Origin of the sequence: Cohnella rhizoplanae (assembly GCF_948329515.1) — a bacterium.
GTDB classification, from domain to species: domain Bacteria; phylum Bacillota; class Bacilli; order Paenibacillales; family Paenibacillaceae; genus Cohnella; species Cohnella rhizoplanae.
Genome location: NZ_CAOJCN010000040.1, coordinates 1 through 19,963, shown reverse-complemented (window position 1 = coordinate 19,963; position 19,963 = coordinate 1). Strand labels below are relative to the sequence as shown.

The 19,963-nt window shown below is 62.2% G+C and carries 13 protein-coding genes; 5 read left to right on the top strand and 8 right to left on the bottom strand.

Going from position 1 to position 19,963, the window contains the following annotated elements:
* The 6 genes from PQG80_RS28075 to PQG80_RS28050 form a co-directional block, all read right to left on the bottom strand.
* On the bottom strand, window positions 1–5,627 hold a 5,627-nt coding region (locus PQG80_RS28075; protein WP_271755143.1), incomplete at its 3' end, for a glycosyl hydrolase family 28-related protein.
* A 105-nt stretch (window positions 5,628–5,732) separates the two neighbouring features.
* Window positions 5,733–7,310, bottom strand: a complete 1,578-nt coding sequence (locus PQG80_RS28070) for an extracellular solute-binding protein (RefSeq protein WP_271755142.1) — start codon at window positions 7,308–7,310, stop codon at window positions 5,733–5,735.
* Between the two features lie 56 nt (window positions 7,311–7,366).
* The gene (locus PQG80_RS28065; protein WP_271755141.1) at window positions 7,367–8,251 is read right to left on the bottom strand and encodes a carbohydrate ABC transporter permease; all 885 of its coding nucleotides are present in this window, start codon (window positions 8,249–8,251) and stop codon (window positions 7,367–7,369) included.
* Window positions 8,252–8,293: 42 nt separating this feature from the next.
* Entirely contained in the window at window positions 8,294–9,223 is a 930-nt protein-coding gene (locus PQG80_RS28060; RefSeq protein ID WP_271755139.1) for an ABC transporter permease, read from the bottom strand.
* A 321-nt stretch (window positions 9,224–9,544) separates the two neighbouring features.
* Window positions 9,545–11,350, bottom strand: coding sequence for a cache domain-containing sensor histidine kinase (locus PQG80_RS28055; protein WP_271755138.1), 1,806 nt, complete (start codon window positions 11,348–11,350; stop codon window positions 9,545–9,547).
* Window positions 11,343–12,977 carry a response regulator gene (locus PQG80_RS28050; RefSeq protein WP_271755137.1) on the bottom strand — a complete coding sequence of 545 codons (1,635 nt, stop codon included), beginning with the start codon at window positions 12,975–12,977 and terminating at the stop codon, window positions 11,343–11,345. The genes PQG80_RS28055 and PQG80_RS28050 overlap by 8 nt, the downstream gene beginning before the upstream one ends.
* Window positions 12,978–13,182: 205 nt before the next feature.
* Between PQG80_RS28050 and PQG80_RS28045 the strand changes: the two genes are divergently transcribed.
* A complete protein-coding gene (locus PQG80_RS28045) occupies window positions 13,183–13,809 on the top strand; it encodes a LysE family transporter (RefSeq protein ID WP_271755136.1) in 627 nt (208 codons plus the stop codon).
* On the opposite strand, the gene PQG80_RS28040 is transcribed toward PQG80_RS28045, so the two are convergent.
* A complete protein-coding gene (locus tag PQG80_RS28040; RefSeq protein ID WP_271755135.1) occupies window positions 13,705–15,162 on the bottom strand; it encodes an amino acid permease in 1,458 nt (485 codons plus the stop codon). The genes PQG80_RS28045 and PQG80_RS28040 overlap by 105 nt on opposite strands.
* Window positions 15,163–15,412: 250 nt before the next feature.
* On the opposite strand from PQG80_RS28040, the gene PQG80_RS28035 reads away from it, so the two are divergent.
* The 4 genes from PQG80_RS28035 (at window position 15,413) to PQG80_RS28020 (ending at window position 18,910) form a co-directional block, all read left to right on the top strand.
* A complete protein-coding gene (locus tag PQG80_RS28035; protein WP_271755134.1) occupies window positions 15,413–16,105 on the top strand; it encodes a YqjF family protein in 693 nt (230 codons plus the stop codon).
* 161 nt (window positions 16,106–16,266) lie between these two features.
* A complete protein-coding gene (locus PQG80_RS28030) occupies window positions 16,267–16,965 on the top strand; it encodes a GntR family transcriptional regulator (RefSeq protein WP_271755133.1) in 699 nt (232 codons plus the stop codon).
* Window positions 16,962–18,053: a mannonate dehydratase gene (gene uxuA, locus PQG80_RS28025; RefSeq protein WP_271755132.1), complete on the top strand. Its 1,092-nt coding sequence runs from the start codon at window positions 16,962–16,964 to the stop codon at window positions 18,051–18,053. The genes PQG80_RS28030 and uxuA overlap by 4 nt, the downstream gene beginning before the upstream one ends.
* Window positions 18,054–18,055: 2 nt before the next feature.
* Window positions 18,056–18,910 carry an SDR family oxidoreductase gene (locus PQG80_RS28020; protein WP_271755145.1) on the top strand — a complete coding sequence of 285 codons (855 nt, stop codon included), beginning with the start codon at window positions 18,056–18,058 and terminating at the stop codon, window positions 18,908–18,910.
* Between the two features lie 90 nt (window positions 18,911–19,000).
* Here PQG80_RS28020 and PQG80_RS28015 read toward each other — a convergent pair whose 3' ends face one another.
* On the bottom strand, window positions 19,001–19,642 hold the full coding sequence (locus tag PQG80_RS28015) for a polysaccharide deacetylase family protein (protein WP_271755131.1): 642 nt from the start codon (window positions 19,640–19,642) through the stop codon (window positions 19,001–19,003).
* Window positions 19,643–19,963 lie beyond the last annotated feature (321 nt).

Genomic DNA, 19,963 nt, shown 5'->3' with positions numbered 1-19,963 from the left:
CTGTCACCCCCGTCGCCGCTGTCTCCCCCGTTGCCGCCCGCGCCAGCGTTCAGCTCGAGCAGCCGCACGAGCAGCAGCAGGAAGTCGGCCCGGCTGACCTGCGCACCGGGATCATAGACGCCCTCGCCGAGGCCCTCCACGATGCCGCGCGCAGCCAGCGCCTCCACGGCTTCGCGCGCCCATTCGGCCTTGCCGAGATCGTCAAAGCTCCGGTCGACGTAAGCTACCGCGTATGCGCTGAAATGTGTCGTCCGGAAAATCACGACGCCGCGCGCCGCGTCATATCGGCCGCTGACGACCGGATGCGCCACCCCTTTCGCGTCGATGTAGCGGATCGTCAGTTTTTCCGGATGGTCCATTTCGTTAGCAGCCGGAGAATAAGGCAGTGAGACAATAGCCGGCGACTTGCCATTGCTCCAGTCGATCCGTACGCCCCCCGACACCAAGTACAGGTCGACTGCCGGACGGTCGCCGATAAGCGTCTTCTGCTCCTCGCTCCAAGCCTCCCGATTCGCTTCGCTTATGACGAACGACACCTTGCCGCCCTTGACGCTCGCCAGCCCTGCAGCGGTCAGCATATCGCCGGCCACCACGACGCTGCCAAGCGGCGTCGATAGCTCGATCCGGCGGTTGGCGCCGCCGCCTGCAAGCGCGTCCGCAGGCAGCTCGACCGCGTATCCGGTCGCCCCGGCAGCCGCGGACAAGACGATCTTGACGGTGTTGACGCCGTCCTGGCCATAAGCCTGCGCCAGCTCATGATCGCCGACGGACGCCTTGACAAGGCCGCTGGCTGTCTCGAACGAGGATGCCGGCGCCAGGGTAACCGTGCCTGCTGCGGGTGAAGGCGTTGGTGTAGGCGTGGGCGTCGGCCCGTTCTGCACAGGCGTCGGCGTCGGCGTCGGCGTTGGCGTTGGCGTAGGTCCCCCGCCACCCTCCTCCAGCGCATCCAGCTCCGCTGCCAACGCCGTCCGATCCGTGCCCTCCGGCAGCAGCGCCACGAAGTTGCCCGCCGCGTCGATCGCCGTCGCGTCCTTCTCAACCTTGGCCGCAGCGACGGCCGCCCGGGCCGATGGCAGCGACCAATCGAGGAAGCTGCCGTCCAGCAGGTACAGGTCGCCGAACAGCGTGAAGTCCTTGCTCGCGCCGATGCCCTGGTTGTATTCCATGTAGCCTTCGCGCCCGCTGCCGTCGTTCTCGTTCATGAGCAGCGTGAACCCGAGCGCGTCCTGAGGATCAAACGTATAGCCCGCGCCGTGCAGCTGAGCCAGCGGTATCGCGATCGCATACCGCGTCACGCCCGCTTCCTCGTCGCGCGTCACCGTCGCCTCGACGCTCTCGCCCAGCGCGCCGGTCAGCAGGCCCTCCGGCGCCTTCCAACGCCACTTGACGACGCTGCCGTCATCGCGCAAGGCAAAGCCGAGCTCGCTCACCTGCTTGCTCCCCGCGCCGTCGCCGCGGTCCAGATCGATGCCGAGCTGGATACTGTCTCCCTGCCAGATATCGACGCCGCCGTAAGACTGGTCGTGGACATCGTCGCGCACGTCGATGTCAAAGTAGAGTTTGTCGTCATCCCAAGCGACGCCCGCATCCGCGCTGAGATCGGCCGCGCCCGAGCGTCCGCCGCCTGCGTATTCGTCCTGCGCGGACAGGTCGATGCGCGGCGCGTCCGATGACGCGTCCTCCGCCGGCCCGGCGAACGTCTGCCCGAGCTTCACCGAGGACAGATACGTCCTGCCGTCGTCCAGCGTCACCTTGAACTTCAGCGATGCGCCCGCCAGATACGGCAGGTCGATGCCCACGCTCTCGCCATAGGCAATCCCTGCAAACCGCACCGGCCCAAGCAGCCCCGCATAGACGGATGGCTGCACGAGCTCAAGCTTGCCGGACAGCGCCTCCGAATCGGTCGCATTGGCCAGCACGAGCCGCGCGTTCGTCCGCTCCGGATGCGCAGGATCGAGCGCCGTCCGATCCAGCCGCAGCGCGACCGGCACGAGGTTCGAGCCGCCGACCTTGACGCCCGCCTCGTTCACGAGCTGGAGGCCGCCTTTGAACAGATTGTTCGTAATCGTCAGGCGGTCGATGTCCGGCCCCGCGTAGACATGCGTCGTCCGCGGCTGCTGGAAGTACGAATCGTACAACGCGACGTCGCCGCCGAGCGCATTGATCCCCTTCTCCCCGACCGTCGTGAAGTTGCTCTGTTGCATCCGCAGCCGCCCCGACCGGATATCGACCGAGCGCGACGTGTCGCCCCACATCGAGGTGTTGAAAAACCGCGCCTCGGCATCGAAGCCGTCTTCTAGCGTGATGTAGACCTTGTCCGTGGAGCTCATCGACACTAGCTCGGTGTTGACGAACGTCAGTCCGCCTTCGCCGGCGCCCTCCAGATAGACCCCCTTCTTGCTCCCGTCCGTACCGTGTCCGAGGATCGTCGCGACCGGAGCGCCGCCGTTCTCCGCAGCGAAGTGGATGCCGTACTGCGAGCCGTAGACGAACGTGTTGAAGATCGTCTCCCCGTCGACATGGCCGATGCGGAACGCGTCCAGATGCTCCTTTTGATAGCTCCAGACCTTATCGAAGTCGGCATCCGTGGACGGATGGTTCGGGTAGTTGTTGCGTCCGTAATAATGCGGGTTGAACTGGACGTTCCGCATGATGCCGCCACTCGCGCCGCCGCCGAGATAGATGCCTTCCATGAGCGGCGAGCCCGCCACGTAGTCGATATAATGCCCGCTCGTATCGTGGGTGCCGAAGTCGATGCCTTGATAGGAATTAATCAAAGTCGTGTCGATCGCGTACACGCCATGACCTTCGCCCCGGATCGTCCAGGCGTACGGCTTGACGTTGTTCCAGTCCTGCTCGTCATAGTAGACGGACAGTCCGCGCACGCCCGAGGATGCTGCCAGCGTGATCAGCGCGGTCGCCCCTTCCGGCGCGCCTTGGCCGTAACGGGTGAACAGGACCGTGCCGCCGCCGATCGTATGATGCGGCACGTCCCAGGAGCCCCGCAGCTCGACGCCTCCAGGCACCGCGATCGGCGAATCAACCCGATAGCTGCCCGCCGGCAAATACACGGTGCCGCCGCCCGCGTCGCCCGCCGCGTCCAGAGCCTGCTGTATCGCTGCCGAAGCATCCACAACGCCGCCGCGATCCGCGAGATACGGCGCCGCGGTCGCGTCGAACAGCTGCCGGCCAGCCGGCCTCGGCCGCACCGCAGCGTCCGTCGCGATCTCCTCAGGCAGCCGGTCCAGCGCGTACCGGTCGTCCTGCGTGACATTGACTTCCGCCGCGCGGCTCTCGTCCGTCACCTGCAGGCTGCCTTCCAGACCCGCGTTCACCGCGTTCAGCGATTGCGCTGCGCCCGTCAGCTTCACCTGTTTCCCCGCCTTCGCGAAGCTCGACTGCCCAAGGATGAGCGACCCGCCGCCCAGCTCGATCGCATGGCGGCCGTTCGCGTCGTCCCAGCCCGCGAACGTCGCATTCTCGAATGACAGCACGCCGCTGCCTTCGCTGACGACCGCGCTGCCGCCGCTGCCGTCGACGTGGACGCCCTGGAACTGCGCGATCGAGTGGAAGCCCGCGGTCGCATAGATCGCGGCCGGCGATTCGCCGACGCCCGCCGCGAAGCTGCTGTCGGTCACGAGCAGCCCGTAATCGTTGACGCCCTCGATCTTGAGCCCGATCCGGCTGTCTTCGACGTGAACGTCGTACAGCTGCGCGTTCGCCGTCTCGGCGGAGCCCGTGCGCGTCGTGACCCGCATGCCGTTGTCAAATCCAGACAGACGGATGTCCGACATGTACTCCCAGTCGGAGCGGCCCATAACGATGCCTTCCGCATGCGCCGTCGTATAGCTGCGCAGCTGTCCAGCTTCAGGGGCGCCGGCGAGGCCGGACGCCGCCCAGTAAGACGGCGCCAGCCGGATGCCCTCGAGCCGCCCGATATCGGTGGTGTAGTCGAGGAAGATCCCGGTATGCAGCACGGTGCCGTACAGGCTTTTCACATAATGGAGCTCGTTCCATTCCGGTCCGATCTTGATGCCGTCGTAACTATTGACCAGGGTGATGTTCTTCATCGTCGCGCTGTCGCCCGGCAGTTGCTCCACGGTCCACGGGTAGACCGCCGGATCGGCGAGCGACTGCTCGGGATACCACACCGACAGGTTGGTGACGCCGCTCACGGGCTGCAGCTGGATGAAGCTCTCGCCATCCCTCTGCCCCCGTCCGCCGTACGCGGCCAGGATGGTTCCCCGGACCAGGCCGTCCGCATCGTCCGGGCTGATCCAGTCGCCGCGCAGCGTCACGCCGGTCGGCACGTTCAGATGCCCATTGATCCGATAGGTGCCCGCCGGCGCGAATACGACGCCGCCCCCGTTGCCGCCGGCCGCATCCAGCGCAGCCTGGAACGCGGCGGTATCGTCGCTCGCGCCGTCGGCCTTCGCGCCGAAGTCGAGCACGCTGAAGTCCGCGATCACGACGTCGTCGGTCGCGAACTGCGTATCGTATACCCGGGTCTGCGTATCCGTCGACGTGCGCGCGACCTTCTTGACCGATACGCGCGCCACGGTCAGATCCGGGTTGTTCTCCGGATTGCCGCCGCCGCTGATGCCGATGCGGAAGTCCGAGCCGTTGGTCCGGTTGGCGAACTTCGCGTCGATCAGCTTGAACGTCTTCGTCTTCCACTGCCCGCTGTTGCCGTAGGCGAACAGCGGCGCGTCCTTGAACGCGGCCGAGAGCGCGTCGTACTGCAGCACGAAGCTGCCGCTGCCCTGGTCCAGATACTCGACGGTCACATAGACGTCCTTGTCCCCATTATCGAACAAATAAGCGTCGTCCACGTTCATGTACAGGTACAGCGTCCGGTCGCCCGATGCGGCCCGGTTCGTTTTCCAATAGCCCTTGCCGTCCAGCTCGCCCTTCACAAGACCGGTCTCATTGTCGCCGCCCCGGCCGGTGATACCGTCCTCGATCGCCGTCTCGCCGAGCGCGATGCTCGCCTCGTCGGATGCTGATACCTTCAAGGTCTTGGTGACGGTGACCTTCGCGAGCTTTAGCTCCGCATTGGTCTGCCAGCTCGCGCCGCCGCCTTCGATGCCGAGGCGGAAGTCCGCGCCGCCGGTCCGGTTCGCGAAGTTGGCGTCGGTCAGCTTGAACGTATGCGTCTTCCAGGCGCCCGTATCGCCATAGCTCAGCAGCGCCGCGTCCTTGAAGCCGTTGGCCTCGCCTTGCGCGTCGTACTGCAGCACCAGCTTGCCATTGCCGTCGTCGAAGTAATCGACCGTCACTTCAACGTCGTATGCCGCCATATGGACGGAGTAGCTATCATCCACGTTCATGTAAAAGTATAAGATGCGCTTGCTCTCATCGTCCGCGGATTTGTTGGTCTGCCAGTACGCGCGGCCATCCAACTCGCCCGTGACGAGCCCTTCAGGCGACCCATCCCCGGGCCTGGCCAATATGCCTTGCTCATCCGGCGTGGCGCCGAGCGATATGCTAACGCTTTCATTTTCCGCCGGCGTCTCCGCCGCGCTCGCGGGGGCCGGCGAATGTCCCGGCCAACTGCCGAGGAGCAGCAGCATCGCCAACAACCCGGACATCCACGCGCGCCACGCGCTTTTCGTATAACCTCGCATTAACAATCCCTCCAATGCCTATTTTGGACAAAGCAAAGGGAGCCCGTCTGCGAATCATCGACAGCTATGATGATCTCGAGGCGGGCTCCCGCCGTTATAAGCGTATTACTTCTTGGATGCGAGGAAGGCGTCGACCTGCTTTTGCGTTTCCGCGAGAATCTTGTCGAGGTCGTTCTTCTTCTGCCGTTCGATATAGTCGTCGACCGCCTTGTCCGGATCCTTCACCGTGCCGAACTCGATCGGCTTGTTGAATTCCTCGATCGCCTGGTCGCGCTTGGCCAGCTCGTTCTTCATCGGCTCCTCGGAGACGAACAAGCCGTCGAGCGGAGAATTGACGTTGATCGGCTCGCTGGCGAACTCTGCCTCGTGCAGCCAGAAGTCCTTGGGATAAGTGGACGTCGGACGCATGAACTGCGGCTTCCAGAACGCCCATTGACCGCCCCACTCCATGTAGTTGCTCGTCGTCGTGCTCATGCCGTCGGGGTAGACGGCCGTGTCGCCGTCCAGCTTGTAAGTCTTGCCCTCGATGCCGTACTGGACCAGATCGTACAGCGTACGGTCCGTCTCGATCATGTCGAGGAAACGCAGCACCCGGTCGGGATGCTTGGAGTTGCGGTTGATCGCGGCGACGTTGGCGAGCGGCGTGCGGTTGACCTGCTTCTTGTCGGGATAGATGAGCGACGACTCCAGCTTGAACGACGGATCGGAGAAGCCCGGATCGGCGTTGACCCATTCGTGCGAGGTCAGCGTGAACACCGCTTTGCCGTTGCGCCATTCGGCCGCCCCGTCGGTCTTGTCGATCATCGCGTCGCGGTTGATGAGCTTCTCGTCGTACCACTGGCGCGCCTTGACCGCGGCTTCCCTATAGAACGGCTGCTGCTCGATCGGCTGGATCTTCATCGCCGGATCGCTCAGATAATAGCCGAGTCCGTGCTGATTTAGGTCGATCCATTCTTCGCGGATCTTGATCAGCGTCAGCGGCCCCGAGCGGTTCAGCTTCATGTTCGGGTAGGCCTTGCGCAGCTCGCGCAGCAGGTTCTCCGTGTCCTCGATCGTCTTGACCGAGTCCTTGGCCACGTTGATGCCGGCCTTTTCGGTGAGGTCCGAGCGCCAGGTGACGAATTGACGCTGGTTCATCTTCATCGTCCACGGCAGGCCGACGATCTGGCCGTCGATCGTCGCCGCGCCGAGCGTGCCCTGCTCCTCGTACTTCTTGTACAGATTCGGCGCATACTGCGGCAGCAGATCGTTCAGCGCCATGTAGGAGCCCTTGGCCGCCATCTGGTTGTAGGACAGCCAGTCGCCGTCGAAGTTCAGGTCCCAGTTGTCGCCGGAGGCCGCCATGACGAGCATCTTGTCCTTGAAGTCGTTAAAAGGGATAAAATTGATGTCGAACTTGACGTTCAAGCCTTTGTCCTTGACATAGTCGCTGATCTTGGACCATACCTCGTCGGTAGCCGCCTTCTTGTCGCCGCCGAAATAGAACTTCAGCGTGATCTCTTCCTCGGCCTTGGCGGTAGCGCTCGGACTCGCCGCTCCGCTTGCACTGGCGCTGGCGCCGGCCGACCCCGTAGCGGACGGACTCGCCGTGCCGTTATTGTTGTTGCCTCCGCAGGCCGACAGCATCGTGCCGAGCAGCATGACCCCGGCCAATATCGCGGTAGCCGATTTACGCTTGCGCATGTGAACCTCTCCCTTTAATAGTGAAATATATACTATCACGGCCGGAGCCGGTATAGTCAACCTTTGACCGCGCCTACCATGAGACCCTTCACGAAGTAGCGCTGCACGAACGGATACAGGAAGATGATCGGGCCGATCGTAATGACCGTGAGCGCCATCTTGATCGATTCGGATGGGATCGTCGACGAGATCTGCTGCATGGCCGCGGCGTTGCTGGAGCTCTTGAGGAACTCCACGTTGGAGACGAGCGTCCGCAGCAGCAGCTGCAGCGGTTGAAGCTCCTGCTTGTCGATGAACATGAGGCCGAGGAACCAGTCGTTCCAGTAGCCCAAGGCGACGAACAGGCCGACGGTGGCGAGCACCGGCACGGACAGCGGCGCGATGAGGCGGAAGAAAATCCGGTATTCGCTGGCGCCGTCCATTTTGGCCGACTCGTACAGATCCTCCGGTATGGCGAGCATGAAGTTGCGGATGAGGAACATGTTGAAGGCGTTCGCCAGCGGCGGCAGGATCATCGCCCACAGCGTGTCCTTGAGATCGAGATACCGGACGCAGATAATGTACCAGGGCACGAGCCCCCCGCTGAACAGCATCGTGATGATGACGTAGATGGACAGCACGTTGCGGTATTTGAAGGAACGCCTCGCCATGACGTATCCGCCCATGCCGTTCACGATGATGGAGAGCAAGGTGCCGATGACGGTGACGAGAATGCTGATGATATAGGCGTCGACGATCCGGCTGGAGCCGAGCAGCAGGATCTTGTAGGAGCTCAGCGTCACGTGGCGCGGGATGAGCGCGTAGCCGTAGTTGACGATGTCGTTCTCCGTGCTGAGCGAGCCGGAGACGACCATGATGAAGGGGAACAGGCACGCCAGGCTGAACAGCAGGACGATCGTGCCGATCGCCGCCTGGCCGAGCGAGAATCTTCTGGTAAGCATCAGTATCAGCCTCCTTGCCGAAGCAGCGTAGTCATAATGGGGTCAGAATATCGCCGAATCTCTGTCGATCTTGCGGGCGGCGTAGTTGCTGGACAGCACGAGCACGAAGGCGACGACGGATTGGAGGAATCCCGCGGCGGAAGCCATGCCGATATCGCCGGACTGGCGCAGGCTGCGGTAGACGAGCGTGTCGATGACGTCGGTAGTGGGGAACAGCAGCGTCGCGTCGCCGACCATGGCGTAGAACATGCCGAAGTCCGCGTTCATGATCCGTCCGATCGCCAGCAGGGTCAGGATGACGACGGTCGGCCGCAGCATCGGCAGGCTGATGTACCGGATCTGCTGCCACCGCGAAGCGCCGTCGATCGAGGCGGCCTCGTAATACGAGTTGTCGATGGACGTGAGGGCGGCCAGGTAGATGATCGTGCCGTAGCCGGTCACCTTCCACCGGATCGCCAGCGTCAGGATGAGCGGCCACAGCCCCGCCTCGCTGTAGAAGTCCACGGGACCTGCGCCGATCCATTCGAGAAACCGGTTGACCGCGCCGGTCTCATAATTGAGCAGGTTGTAGGTGAACACGCCGACGACGATCCAGGAGATGAAGAACGGCAGGAAGGTGAGCGATTGGGTGACGCGCTTGAAGTACTTGTTGCGAAGCTCGTTCAGCATGAGCGCGAAGCCGACCTCGAACACCAAACCGACGGCGATAAAGAGCACGTTAAGCAGGATGGTGTTGCGGACGGCACGGACGGCGGCATCGGAGGACAGCAGGTAATCGAAGTTGTTGAACAGCGGGTCCATCCAGTCGCTGCCGAAGATGCCCTTCTGGAAGTCGAAGTCCTTGAAGGGGATGATCAGTCCGGACAGCGGCAGGTAGCAGAACAAGAACAGCAGCGTCGCCACGGGCAGGAACATGACGATCAGCTGATGGTTCTGCGCGAGGTCCCGGACCAGTCCGTTTCGACGTTTCATAAGCGATGTTCCTTTCTCTTAGCGGGATACCTTTATGATAAAGGGGGGCTGTATGCGGTTCCATGAGCGGATCTTATCCTTTGAGGTCGCTGCCTATCCTAATCGGAGCAGGGCCCCTTCATGCGCAAAAAACCCCGATGAGCGGTGCGGTCCCGCTATGTAGCTCTATATAGAGCCTCTTTGCACCGAAGATCGGCGCGGTCCGACAATGCGGCCGTTTCCGAATGGTCGCTCAGGGTTCCTAGAAACAGCCATCGACTGAAAACAAAAAACGGGAAAAAGCAGTAAACCATTCTGCTTCTTCCCGTCCGCTTTGATTTTTTAGGTCTTCTGTGGCAGGCTCTTCTCTTCTTTGTCCAATATGGGATGACGCAGCGCGATCTTCGTGCCCATCTCGGGCCCCGTCTCGATGCGCAGCCGGTAGCCGTCGCCGAAGTAGAGCTTCAGACGGTTGTTGACGTTGCGCAGGCCGACGCCCTTGGCGCTCTCCGAGCTGCGGCCGCCCGGCGGCTCCTCCATGTCGAGCTTCGCCAGCGTCTGGGGCGGTATGCCGCCGCCGTTGTCGATGATATCCATCACGATATCGCCGCCCTCCCGGCGGGCCGAGAGCAGTATCTTCCCGTTGTCGAAATCGTTGCGGATGCTGTGCTGGATCGCGTTCTCGACCAGCGGCTGAAGAAGCAGTCTCAGGAACGGCAGGTCCTTCATGTCGTCGTCGATGCCGTACAGGATCCGGATCGGCCGGCCCATCCGGGCCTGCTCGATCTGGACGTAGGCCTTGACCTGCTCCAGCTCCCTGCCGAGCGTCGTAATCTCCTTGCCCTGGTTCAGGCTAAGACGCAGCAGGTTGCCGAGCGCGGCGACCATCTTCGCGACCTCGCCCGCACCGTGCTTCTCGGCCTTCCAGCGTATCGACTCCAGCGTATTGTACAAAAAGTGCGGATTGATCTGGTGGCTCAGCACTTGAAACTCGAGTTCCTTCTTGTCGCGCTCCGCCCGGGAAGCCTCGCCGATCAGTCCCTCGATCTTGCGGATCAGGCTGCTGAAGCCCCGGTACAGCCACCCGACCTCGTCCTGTCGGCGGGACGGTGGAATCTGCTGCTGATAATCGCCCGACTCCAGCTTGCGCATATAACGGACCAGGCGCACGATCGGCTGGGTAAAAGCCGCGGTAATGTACAGCACGACGCCCACGCAGCAGATCAAATAGCCGATCAGGAAGTATACGATGACCCGGTTGATCTCGTCGATCGTCCCGGTCAGATCCTTGAGCGGCGTCAGGCTAACGATCGCCCACGGCTCGTTGTCCATGCGGACGAAGCTGGCCAAGTATTTGTTGCCGCCGAGCTCGATCGTTTTTTCGCCTTCGCTGCCCTCGCGGAACTGCTCCACGAACCCGGACGAGGGAAACGCCGTGCCGGTCCAGCCGTTTTCGAACGAATCGTACAGCACGACGCCGTCGTCGTCCCGCAGCAGCAGGAGCCGCTGCTCGATCATCTGGCCGCTGGGCGAGAAAAACCGCTTGAACTGATCCTCTGATATATCCGTGGCGATGATTCCCCGCGGCGTCTGATCGTAGAGGCCCGAGAAGCGCTTCACGTAGGAGAGGAGCGGCCGCTCGAGCCTGCCTTTCTCCGGCAGCTTCAGGTACCACGAAGGGCTGACGCGGGCGGCCGATTCGCGAAACCACGCCTGCGCGCCGATGTTGGGCTCGCCGATCGTGCTGAGGTAATCGGCATGACGGGTCGGGTCGATGGGATACACGCCGACCCGGAAGGCGTCGACGGCCGATGTGCGCTGATACAGCCAAGTCAGCAATTCGACCGTAAACGATTCCTCGCTGGCCGCCTCCCGACCGGCCGGCTCGAGCAGATCCTGCAGGCGCTTGTCCCCGATCAGGTCGTTGACCTGCTCATTCAGCGCGCCGAGGTAGATTTGAAAATTTTTGCGTACCTGGAGCAAATAGTTGTTCGTCATCGACAGATTCGCATTGGAGATGCCCTCGATCGACTTGACGTGCGCGTAATAGGCGAACCATAAAAAAGGGACGACAATGATCATGAAGAAGATCAATATCATCCGGTTGCGGAGCGACGAGGCCAGCCGCAGCGAGATCGCTTTACTCATCCGCGATCCCCTGCAGCCTGCGGTATTCCTTGGGCGTCAGCCCGGCATGTCTCTTGAATACCTTGGTGAAATGCACGGGATCCTTGTAGCCGACGCTCGAGGAAATCTCGTATATCTTATACTGTACGTCTACCAGCATCCGCTTCGCCTTCTCCATGCGGATGTCGGTCAAGTGCTCGAGAAAGGTTTTGTGCATTTCCTTTTTGAACAGCTTGCTAAGCCATACCGGGGTGACATGCACCGCCGCGGACACGCTGGGCAGCGTAAGGCTCTCCGCGTAGTGCGCGCGGATGAACTTGTCCGCCTCCTGGATGATCTGGCTCGGCGGCGCGGCATGGCTGCGGAAGTCCTCGGCGATGGAGAGCAGGATCTGCTCGGACTGCTCCCTCAGGGACTCCAGCGTATCGAATTTCTCCAGCCGCTCCCAGACGATGACCGGGTTGCGCTCCCAGGTCCGGTCGGTCCAGCCGAACGCCGCAGCTTTCTTGAACAGGCTCAGCAGCCATTCGAAGATCCGCTGCTGCGTATCGCGGATGTGGCCCGCGCCCCAGCACTTCACCATCTCGACGAACCGGTCCATCGCCGTGCGGATATCCTCGTCCGTGCCGTACCGGACGAGATCCAGCGCCTCGTCGGTCTGCGCGATCGACGGCACGTCCCGTTCGGCTTCGTTCTCCCAGCCCAGACTCGTCAGCATGCGGTTGCCGCCGTAGACGGCTTTCTGCATGAGAATATCCTCGGCTTCCTGATACAGCGCGTGCAGGCGGGTCGTGTCACCGCAGCCCGAACTGACCGCGACGCTGACGTTGACCTTGACGTACCGGTTCACCCGGTCGATCAGCAGCGCGCCCAGCTCCTTGCAAGCATCGAGTCGTCCGTTCTCCGGACATTCCAGCACGATCGCCCATCTATCCCTGTGATCCGGAACGAGGACGGACGCAAGCGGCGTATCCTCCTCGAGCGTCTGCTTGGCGACGTTGCCGATGCCGAACAGGATCAGTTCCTTTTCCAGCCGCGAGCCGTCCCGCTTCTCGATCGACTTCAGGTCGTCCACCTCGACGAGCAGAAGCGCCAGATTGCCTCTCAGCAGCCAATCGAGCTCCAGGGTCTTCAGCTTGTGCACGATCCGCGTCTCGCGGTAAGGATCGTATGTCAACTCGATCAGCTCCCGCATGACCTCGTCGCGCATCTTGGGCAAGGCGGACGTCAGATGGCTCTGCAGCCGGCTCTGGCGCTCGCGCTCGATCCGCTCCTTGCGCAGCTGGCCGATCGTCCGGGTCAAGATCTCGCCGAGCTCATCGGTGTTGATCGGCTTGAGAATATAGTCCATCGCGCCCAGCTTCATGGCTTGCCGGACGATGTCGAAATCGTCGTATCCGCTGATGACGATCCCTTTCCATCCTTCGGGACGCTCGGCGGACAGGCGCTCGAGCAGCTCGAGTCCCGACATGCGGTTCATCCGGATATCCGTCACGACGAGATCCGGCATGCGCGCCCGGGCGATGGCCAGCGCCGTGTCGCCGTCGTCCGCGACGGCCGTCTCTTCCACCCCGTAGTCGGCCCATGGGATTTTCGTGCGCAGTCCTTCCCTAATCTCCAGTTCGTCGTCTACGATCAGAGCCAGCATGAGGGTCTCCCCTTTCCCATGAACCCGCTATCGTCCGATGCGGACATTCGTCAGAAAAGCATACCCTCGAAGCCCGCAATCCGCAATGAGCATATCTTAGCTTTTTACGGGAAAGCGGATATATTTACACGTCCCGTGCTAGCGCGCGCATCTGAGTCATAGGTTGTACAAGGTAGACAAGTATATCGATCCGGAGGCCGAATCCATGAATCTATTGATTAGCCATATGCTGCTGGGACTGTCGCTGGCCGCCCCCATCGGACCGATCAACGCGGCGCAGATGGAACGGGGCATCCGCAGCGGTTTTTTCCACGCCTGGCTCGTGGGCCTCGGCGCCCTGTGCGCGGACGGGATCTTCATGCTGCTCGTCTTTTTCGGCGTCATCCACTTCCTCGGCATTCCGTTCATGCAGACCCTTTTATGGGTTTTCGGCTTTTTCGTGCTGACCTTTCTCGGCGTCGAGAGTATTCTGAACGCCAGGCAGACGGCCTTGCGGCAAGGGCAACAAAAAGAAGCCGCGGTGAAGTCGTTCGCCGCAGGCTTCTTCATGTCGTTGTTCAATCCGCTGTCCATTCTATTCTGGCTCGGCATCTACGGCTCGATGCTCGCCGACATGATCGCCAAGTACGAAGCCCGGGAGGTCCTGCTGTACAGCGCGGCCGTACTGGCGGGCATCATGCTCTGGGACGTGTTCATGGCGGTGCTCGCGAGCTCCTTCAGGCATCTGCTAACGGCCAGGCTCCTTGCCGCGATATCGATTGCGTCCGGCTTGTCGCTGATCGGATTCGGCGCGTACTTCGGGCTCGAAGCGTACCACGCCCTGTTCGGTTAGCTTCTTCCTTTTGCCGGCCTTCTGTCCCCCGTCCTGCTTGTTCCACTGCCGCCGCATGATGAGCGTGACGATCCCGATCACCGCGACGAAGCCCAGACTGATGAAGAAGCCGGGACGGCTTAGCTTGTGGAACCACGTGCCCGACACCGCGAGCGCGATTAATCCGATGCCCGCGATCTGCTTGGTCTTGCCCCAGGCGCCTAGCTCCAGCAGCCGGCCCGACGTCAGCAGGATGAACAGCCAGTTGTACAGCAGCAGCAGTCCGGCTGCCGTCGTGATGTATTCGTAGACGCTCTTCGGCATGAGCAAGGCGAAGACGACCGATGCCGTCATCCCTCCTGCGGTGAGCCCGATCGCCGGCAGGCGTCCCTTCCTCCCCTTGTCCGCCTTGGCGGCGAACAGCGGCGGCGCGTCCTTGTCCTTGGCCAGCGTCACGATCATCGCCGTCACGGCGAACATCGAGGCCGTCATCGTGGAGAAGCCCGCGATGATCAGGATCGCGTTGAACAGATGCGGGACGAACGGCAGCTTGTAGTCGGCCAGCGCGATGACGAACGGACTCCTGTCGCCCGTGAACGACTTCCAGGGCTCGAGCAAGAGCACGAAACCGAGCGATACGACGTACAGCGTAGTGAGCAGCAGCAGCATGACGGTGCCCGCTTTGGGCGCTTCTTCGGGCTTCTTCAACCTTACGGCCATAAGCCCGATCACTTCAAGTCCGCCGAAGGCGTAAAACGCGAAGATCATCGCGGACCACACGCCCATCGGGCCTTCGGGGAACCAGCTGGTCGGCACGGCGGGACCGTGCTTGTCCGTCTTCAGGACGCCCGACAGCACCAGGGTTCCGATCACGAGGAACATGACGACGGCGGCGATCTTCGTGACGGCGAATATGTTTTCCATCCGCTCGAAGCCCTTCGTTCCCCAGAAAATGATGAGCAGCCCCAAAACGCCGTATCCCGCCGCGAAACACCACATCGGCACCTTCGGAAACCAGAACTGCGAGAACAGCGACAGCGCCGTCAGCTGGCTCCCCATGATCAGCAGCTCCGACGACCAGTACATCCATCCGCTGCTGAAGCCCGCCCAACTTCCGTACGCTTTTTTCGCATACGATCTGAACGAGCCCTCCATCGGCGTCTGCGCCGTCATCCGCGCCAGCTTGTCGAATACCAGGTAAGCCGCGAGCGCCGCCAGCAGATAATCCACCAGGATCGCGGGACCCCCGACCTCGATCGCGAGTCTGGACGCCAGAAAGAAACCGGTGCCGACGGTACAGGCCACGCCCAGCAGGCTGAGCTGCCACCACCTTAACTTGTGTTCGGCTGAAGACTTTTGACTGTTTTCGGACATATCGCGTTTCTCCCGTTGGTTGTGCGTCGTTGTTATCCAGCTTACGCTTCCCGGCGCCGGGAAAAATTATGAGTCCGCCGGTCGCGAAGCGCAGCCCTGAATCAACGAAACGCGCATTGTGGGTACATACTCATGAATGACTCGCCGCAAGCACAAGGTATAAGAACCGGAGGCGTTATCTTTGAAGCCGCATGACATCCTAAAATTAAAAGACCACAGACCATTCCCCCTGCCCGATGGTCCATGGCTCATGAAACAAGTGTGGAACCATCTGTTGTTCGCGCATTGGCCGGTGAGCTCCAGCGAGATCGCGCCACTGATTCCGAAGGGACTCGCCCTCGATTTGCGCGAAGGAACGCCCTGGCTGACCATCTCCCCGTTTCGCGTGAACGGACAGCGGATTCGCGGCCTGCCTCCGATTCCGTTCGCCAGCCGTTTCCCCGAGCTGAACGTGCGGACCTATGTCGTCTGCGGGGGCAGGCCCGGCATTTATTTTTTCAGCCTGGACGCGTCGAGCCGGCTCTCCGTCGAAGCGGCCAGACGGCTGAGACTGCCGTACATGAACGCGGGCATGGACGTAGCCGAACAGGGCGGGACGATCCGCTACCGCAGCAAGCGCGAGGATCGCAGAGGCGGTCCCGCCGCCTTCCACGCCGCATACAGGGCGGAGAGCAACAGGCTGTTGCATGCGGCGCCCGGCAGCCTCCTGCACTGGCTGACGGAACGGTATTGCCTGTACACGACGGGGAAGAGCGGCGAGCTGCTGACGGTCGACATCCACCATCGGCCATGGCCGCTGCGGGAAGCGAGCCTCTCCGTCGCGGTCAACACGATGACGGATCCCCTTGGCATCCGGCTGCCCGGCGATGCGCAGCTGCTCACGTACACCGACCGGTTGGACGTGCTGTTCTGGCCGCTGCGCAAGGCGGATCGGCAGGTCTGAATGGATATACCGGCATCGTCGGCAGACGCCCTGCTTCATTCCTTGCGAATGAGGAAGGGCGATTTTATTCTGTCCGAACAGCCGCTTCAAAATGAGGCTACCACACTACCATACAAGTATGGTAGGATGAGAATTGTAAGCCCGGAAGGAGGCATGCTGCCATGTATACGAACGGACGCGCCCAGGAGCCTTCGGCCCGGGAGACGGTCTACGCCAAGCTGAAGGAACAGATTCTGAACCTAGAGCTGGCACCCGGCACCGCCCTCTCCGAGAAGGAATCGTCGCTCGTCCTGGGGGTCAGCCGGACGCCGGTGCGCGAGAGCTTCGTGCGACTCGCCCAGGAGGGTCTCGTCCAGGTGCTGCCGCAGCGGGGAACGTTCGTCTCGCTCATCGATCCGGCGTTGGTCGAGGAAGCCCGCTTCATGCGCGAGCATCTCGAGCGGGCCGTCGTCCGCCTCGCCAGCGCGCATTTTCCCGCTGAGCAGCTGCACGCGCTCGAGGACAATCTCGCCCTGCAGCTGAAGAGCATCGAGCGCGCGGACGACCGCAGGCTGTTCGAGCTGGACGAAGCCTACCACCGGATTCTGTTCGAGGGCTGCGGGAAGCTCAATACGTGGCGCGCCATCGGGCAGATGAACGTCCATCTGAATCGCAGCCGGATGCTGCGGCTGGTAGCGGATCGCCATTGGGAGCATCTGCACGAACAGCACGAGGCGATCTATCAAGCCGTCAAGGCCGGCGATGCCGATCGGGCGGAGCGCGTCATGCAGGAGCATCTGCAGCTCGGCGTACGCGATCTGGCGCAGCTGATGGACAAGTATCCGCAATATTTCATATCGGGAGGAGACGGCAAGCCATGAGAATGACGTTCCGATGGTTCGGCACGGGCAACGACACGATCTCGCTCGAACAGATCCGGCAGATTCCCGGCGTCGAGGGCATCGTATGGTCGCTGCACGACATGCCCGCCGGCGAGGAATGGCCCATGGACAAGATCGTGGCGCTGAGAGACGAGGCGCATGCGGCAGGACTGAACATCGACGTGGTTGAAAGCGTGAACATTCACGAGGACATCAAGCTGGGGCTTCCTAGCCGGGACCGCTACATCGAGAACTACAAGCGCACCTTGGAGAAGCTGGGCCAGGTCGGCGTGAAGGTCGTCTGCTATAACTTCATGCCCGTATTCGACTGGCTGCGGACCGATCTGCACAAGGAGATGGAAGACGGCTCCACCGCCCTCTTCTATGAGAAAAGCCGGATCGACAATATCGATCCCTTGGAGCTGGTCCGCCAGATCAACGAGAACTCGGAGCTCACGATGCCCGGCTGGGAGCCGGAGCGGCTCGCGCATCTGACCGCATTGTTCGAAGCTTATAAGAACGTAACCGAGGAAGATCTCTGGGAAAACGTGCGTTACTTCCTGGACGAGGTCATCCCGGTCGCCGCCCGGAGCGGCATTAAGATGGCCATCCACCCGGACGATCCGCCGTGGCCGATCTTCGGTCTCCCGCGCATCATGACGAGCCAGGCCAACTTCCGCCGCTTCCTCGCGTTGCACGACAGCCCGTACAACGGCATCACGCTGTGCAGCGGCTCGCTCGGCGCGAATCCGGCCAACGATATCGTTGCGATGATCCGCGAATTCGCGGACCGGATTCCGTTCGCGCATATCCGGAACGTGCGCGTGTACGAAAACGGCGACTTCATCGAGACCTCCCACCGGACGCAGGACGGGTCGGTCGATATCGCCGGCATCGTGAAGGCCTACCATGACGTGGGCTTCACCGGGTACGCGCGTCCCGACCACGGGCGTCATCTATGGGGCGAGGTATGCCGCCCCGGGTACGGACTGTACGATCGCGCGCTCGGCATCATGTATCTCTGGGGCCTCTGGGATGCGGCGGCACGCGCGGCGTCCGACGCCCGGACCCAGGAGGCTGCCGTATGAGTATGAACCGACTACCGATCCATGAATCGCTGGCGGGGAAGGTGGCCGTCATCACCGGCGGTTCGGGCGTCCTGTGCCGCGTGATGGCCAAGGAGCTCGGCCGACAAGGCGCGAAGGTCGCCGTCCTGAACCGGACGGTCGAGAAAGGCGAGCAAGTGGCAAACGAGATTCGGGCTTCAGGCGGCACGGCGATCGCCGTCGCCTGCGACGCCACGAACCCGGACAGCGTCCGCGAAGCCGAGGCCGTCGTCTCGCGCGAGCTGGGTCCCTGCGACATTCTGATTAACGGGGCGGGCGGCAATCACCCGAGCGCCAATACGACGGGCGAGATCTTCAGATCCGAGGACCTCGGACGCGAAGGCGTGACGACGTTCTTCGACCTGAGCGCCGACGGCTTCCGCGGCGTGCTGGACCTGAACTTGATGGGGACGCTCATCCCGTCCCAGATCTTCAGCAGGTCGATGGCCGAGCGGGGCAGCGGCGTCATCGTGAACATCTCCTCGATGAGCGCTCCGTCGCCGATGACCAAGGTGCCTGCCTACAGCGCGGCCAAGGCCGCCATCAACAACTGGACGCAGTGGCTCGCCGTGCACCTCGCCGAGTCGGGCATCCGCGTCAACGCGCTCGCGCCGGGCTTCTTCCTGACCGAGCAGAACCGCGCCCTGCTGAAGAACGCGGACGGCACGCTGACGGAGCGGTCGGGCAAGATCATCGCGCACACGCCGATGCGCAGGTTCGGCCAGCCCGAGGATCTGCTCGGCACGCTGCTCTGGCTCGTCGACGACGCGGCGTCGGGCTTCGTCACCGGCGCCTTCATTCCGGTGGACGGCGGGTTTATGGCTTACTCGGGCGTGTAACGCAAAAAAGCCTTGCAGGAGGCAAAGCGAAACGAAGCGGACTTCCGTTTCGGCTTTGCGTCTCTCGCAAGGTTTTTTCTATTTGTTCGCTCAATCCATCTGCAGCAGCTCGCTGGCGGTCACGAAGCTGTAGCCTTCTTTTTTCAGCGCCCGCACGAGCTCGCGCACCGCCTCGACCGTCTGAGACCGGTCGCCATGTCCGTCGTGGAACACGAGGATGCTGCCCGGCTCCGTCACCGCAAGCGAGGCCTCCAGAATATGTTTCGCGCCGGGCATATCCCAATCCCGTGCCGCTCCGTTCACGCCGCCGATGACGGCAAGGCCGAGATCGTGCGCGATGCGTTCGACCTGCGCGTCCGTCGCGAGGTAAGGCGGGCGGAACGTCGCGGGGAGTACGCCAACCGTTTCTCGAATGATATCGCTCGTACGGACCAACTCCGCCCTGATCGCTTCCTCCTCCAACTCGGTCAGATGGGGATGCGAGTACGAATGATTGCCGATCTCATGGCCCGCGGCGTGCACGAGCCTCGCCGTGTCGGGGTAACGTTCGATCTGATCGCCGGTCATGTAGAACGTCGCCCGGCCTCCCTCTTCGCTGAAGATATTCAGCATCTGCGGCGTAAACTCGGGATTCGGTCCATCGTCGAAGGTAATCGCGATTGCCTTGGCTGACGTGCCGTGTATCGAGATCATGGAACTGGAAGCGCGCGATCGCGCATCGGGTTGGCTCATTCGGGCAACGTCTCCTTATGTAAAAAAGGTGTCGGCGGCGGCGGTGGAAGCTACCGTTTGTTCAGAGTATAAGGCTTCAAGTTGAATTCGGCAATGAATGGACGGCTTGCTAGGCTGTGGTGCGGAGATCGTTACATTGGGGCACGATCTCGGCGGATTATGCGAGGCTGCGGGCGGCATTGGTTGCATCTGGGCACTAACTCGGCGGATGATGCGAGGCGGCGGGCGACGTTAGTTACATTTGGGCACTAACTCGGCGGCAATGCGAGGCGGCGGGCGACGTTAGTTACATTTGGGCATTATCTCGGCGGAAATGCGGGC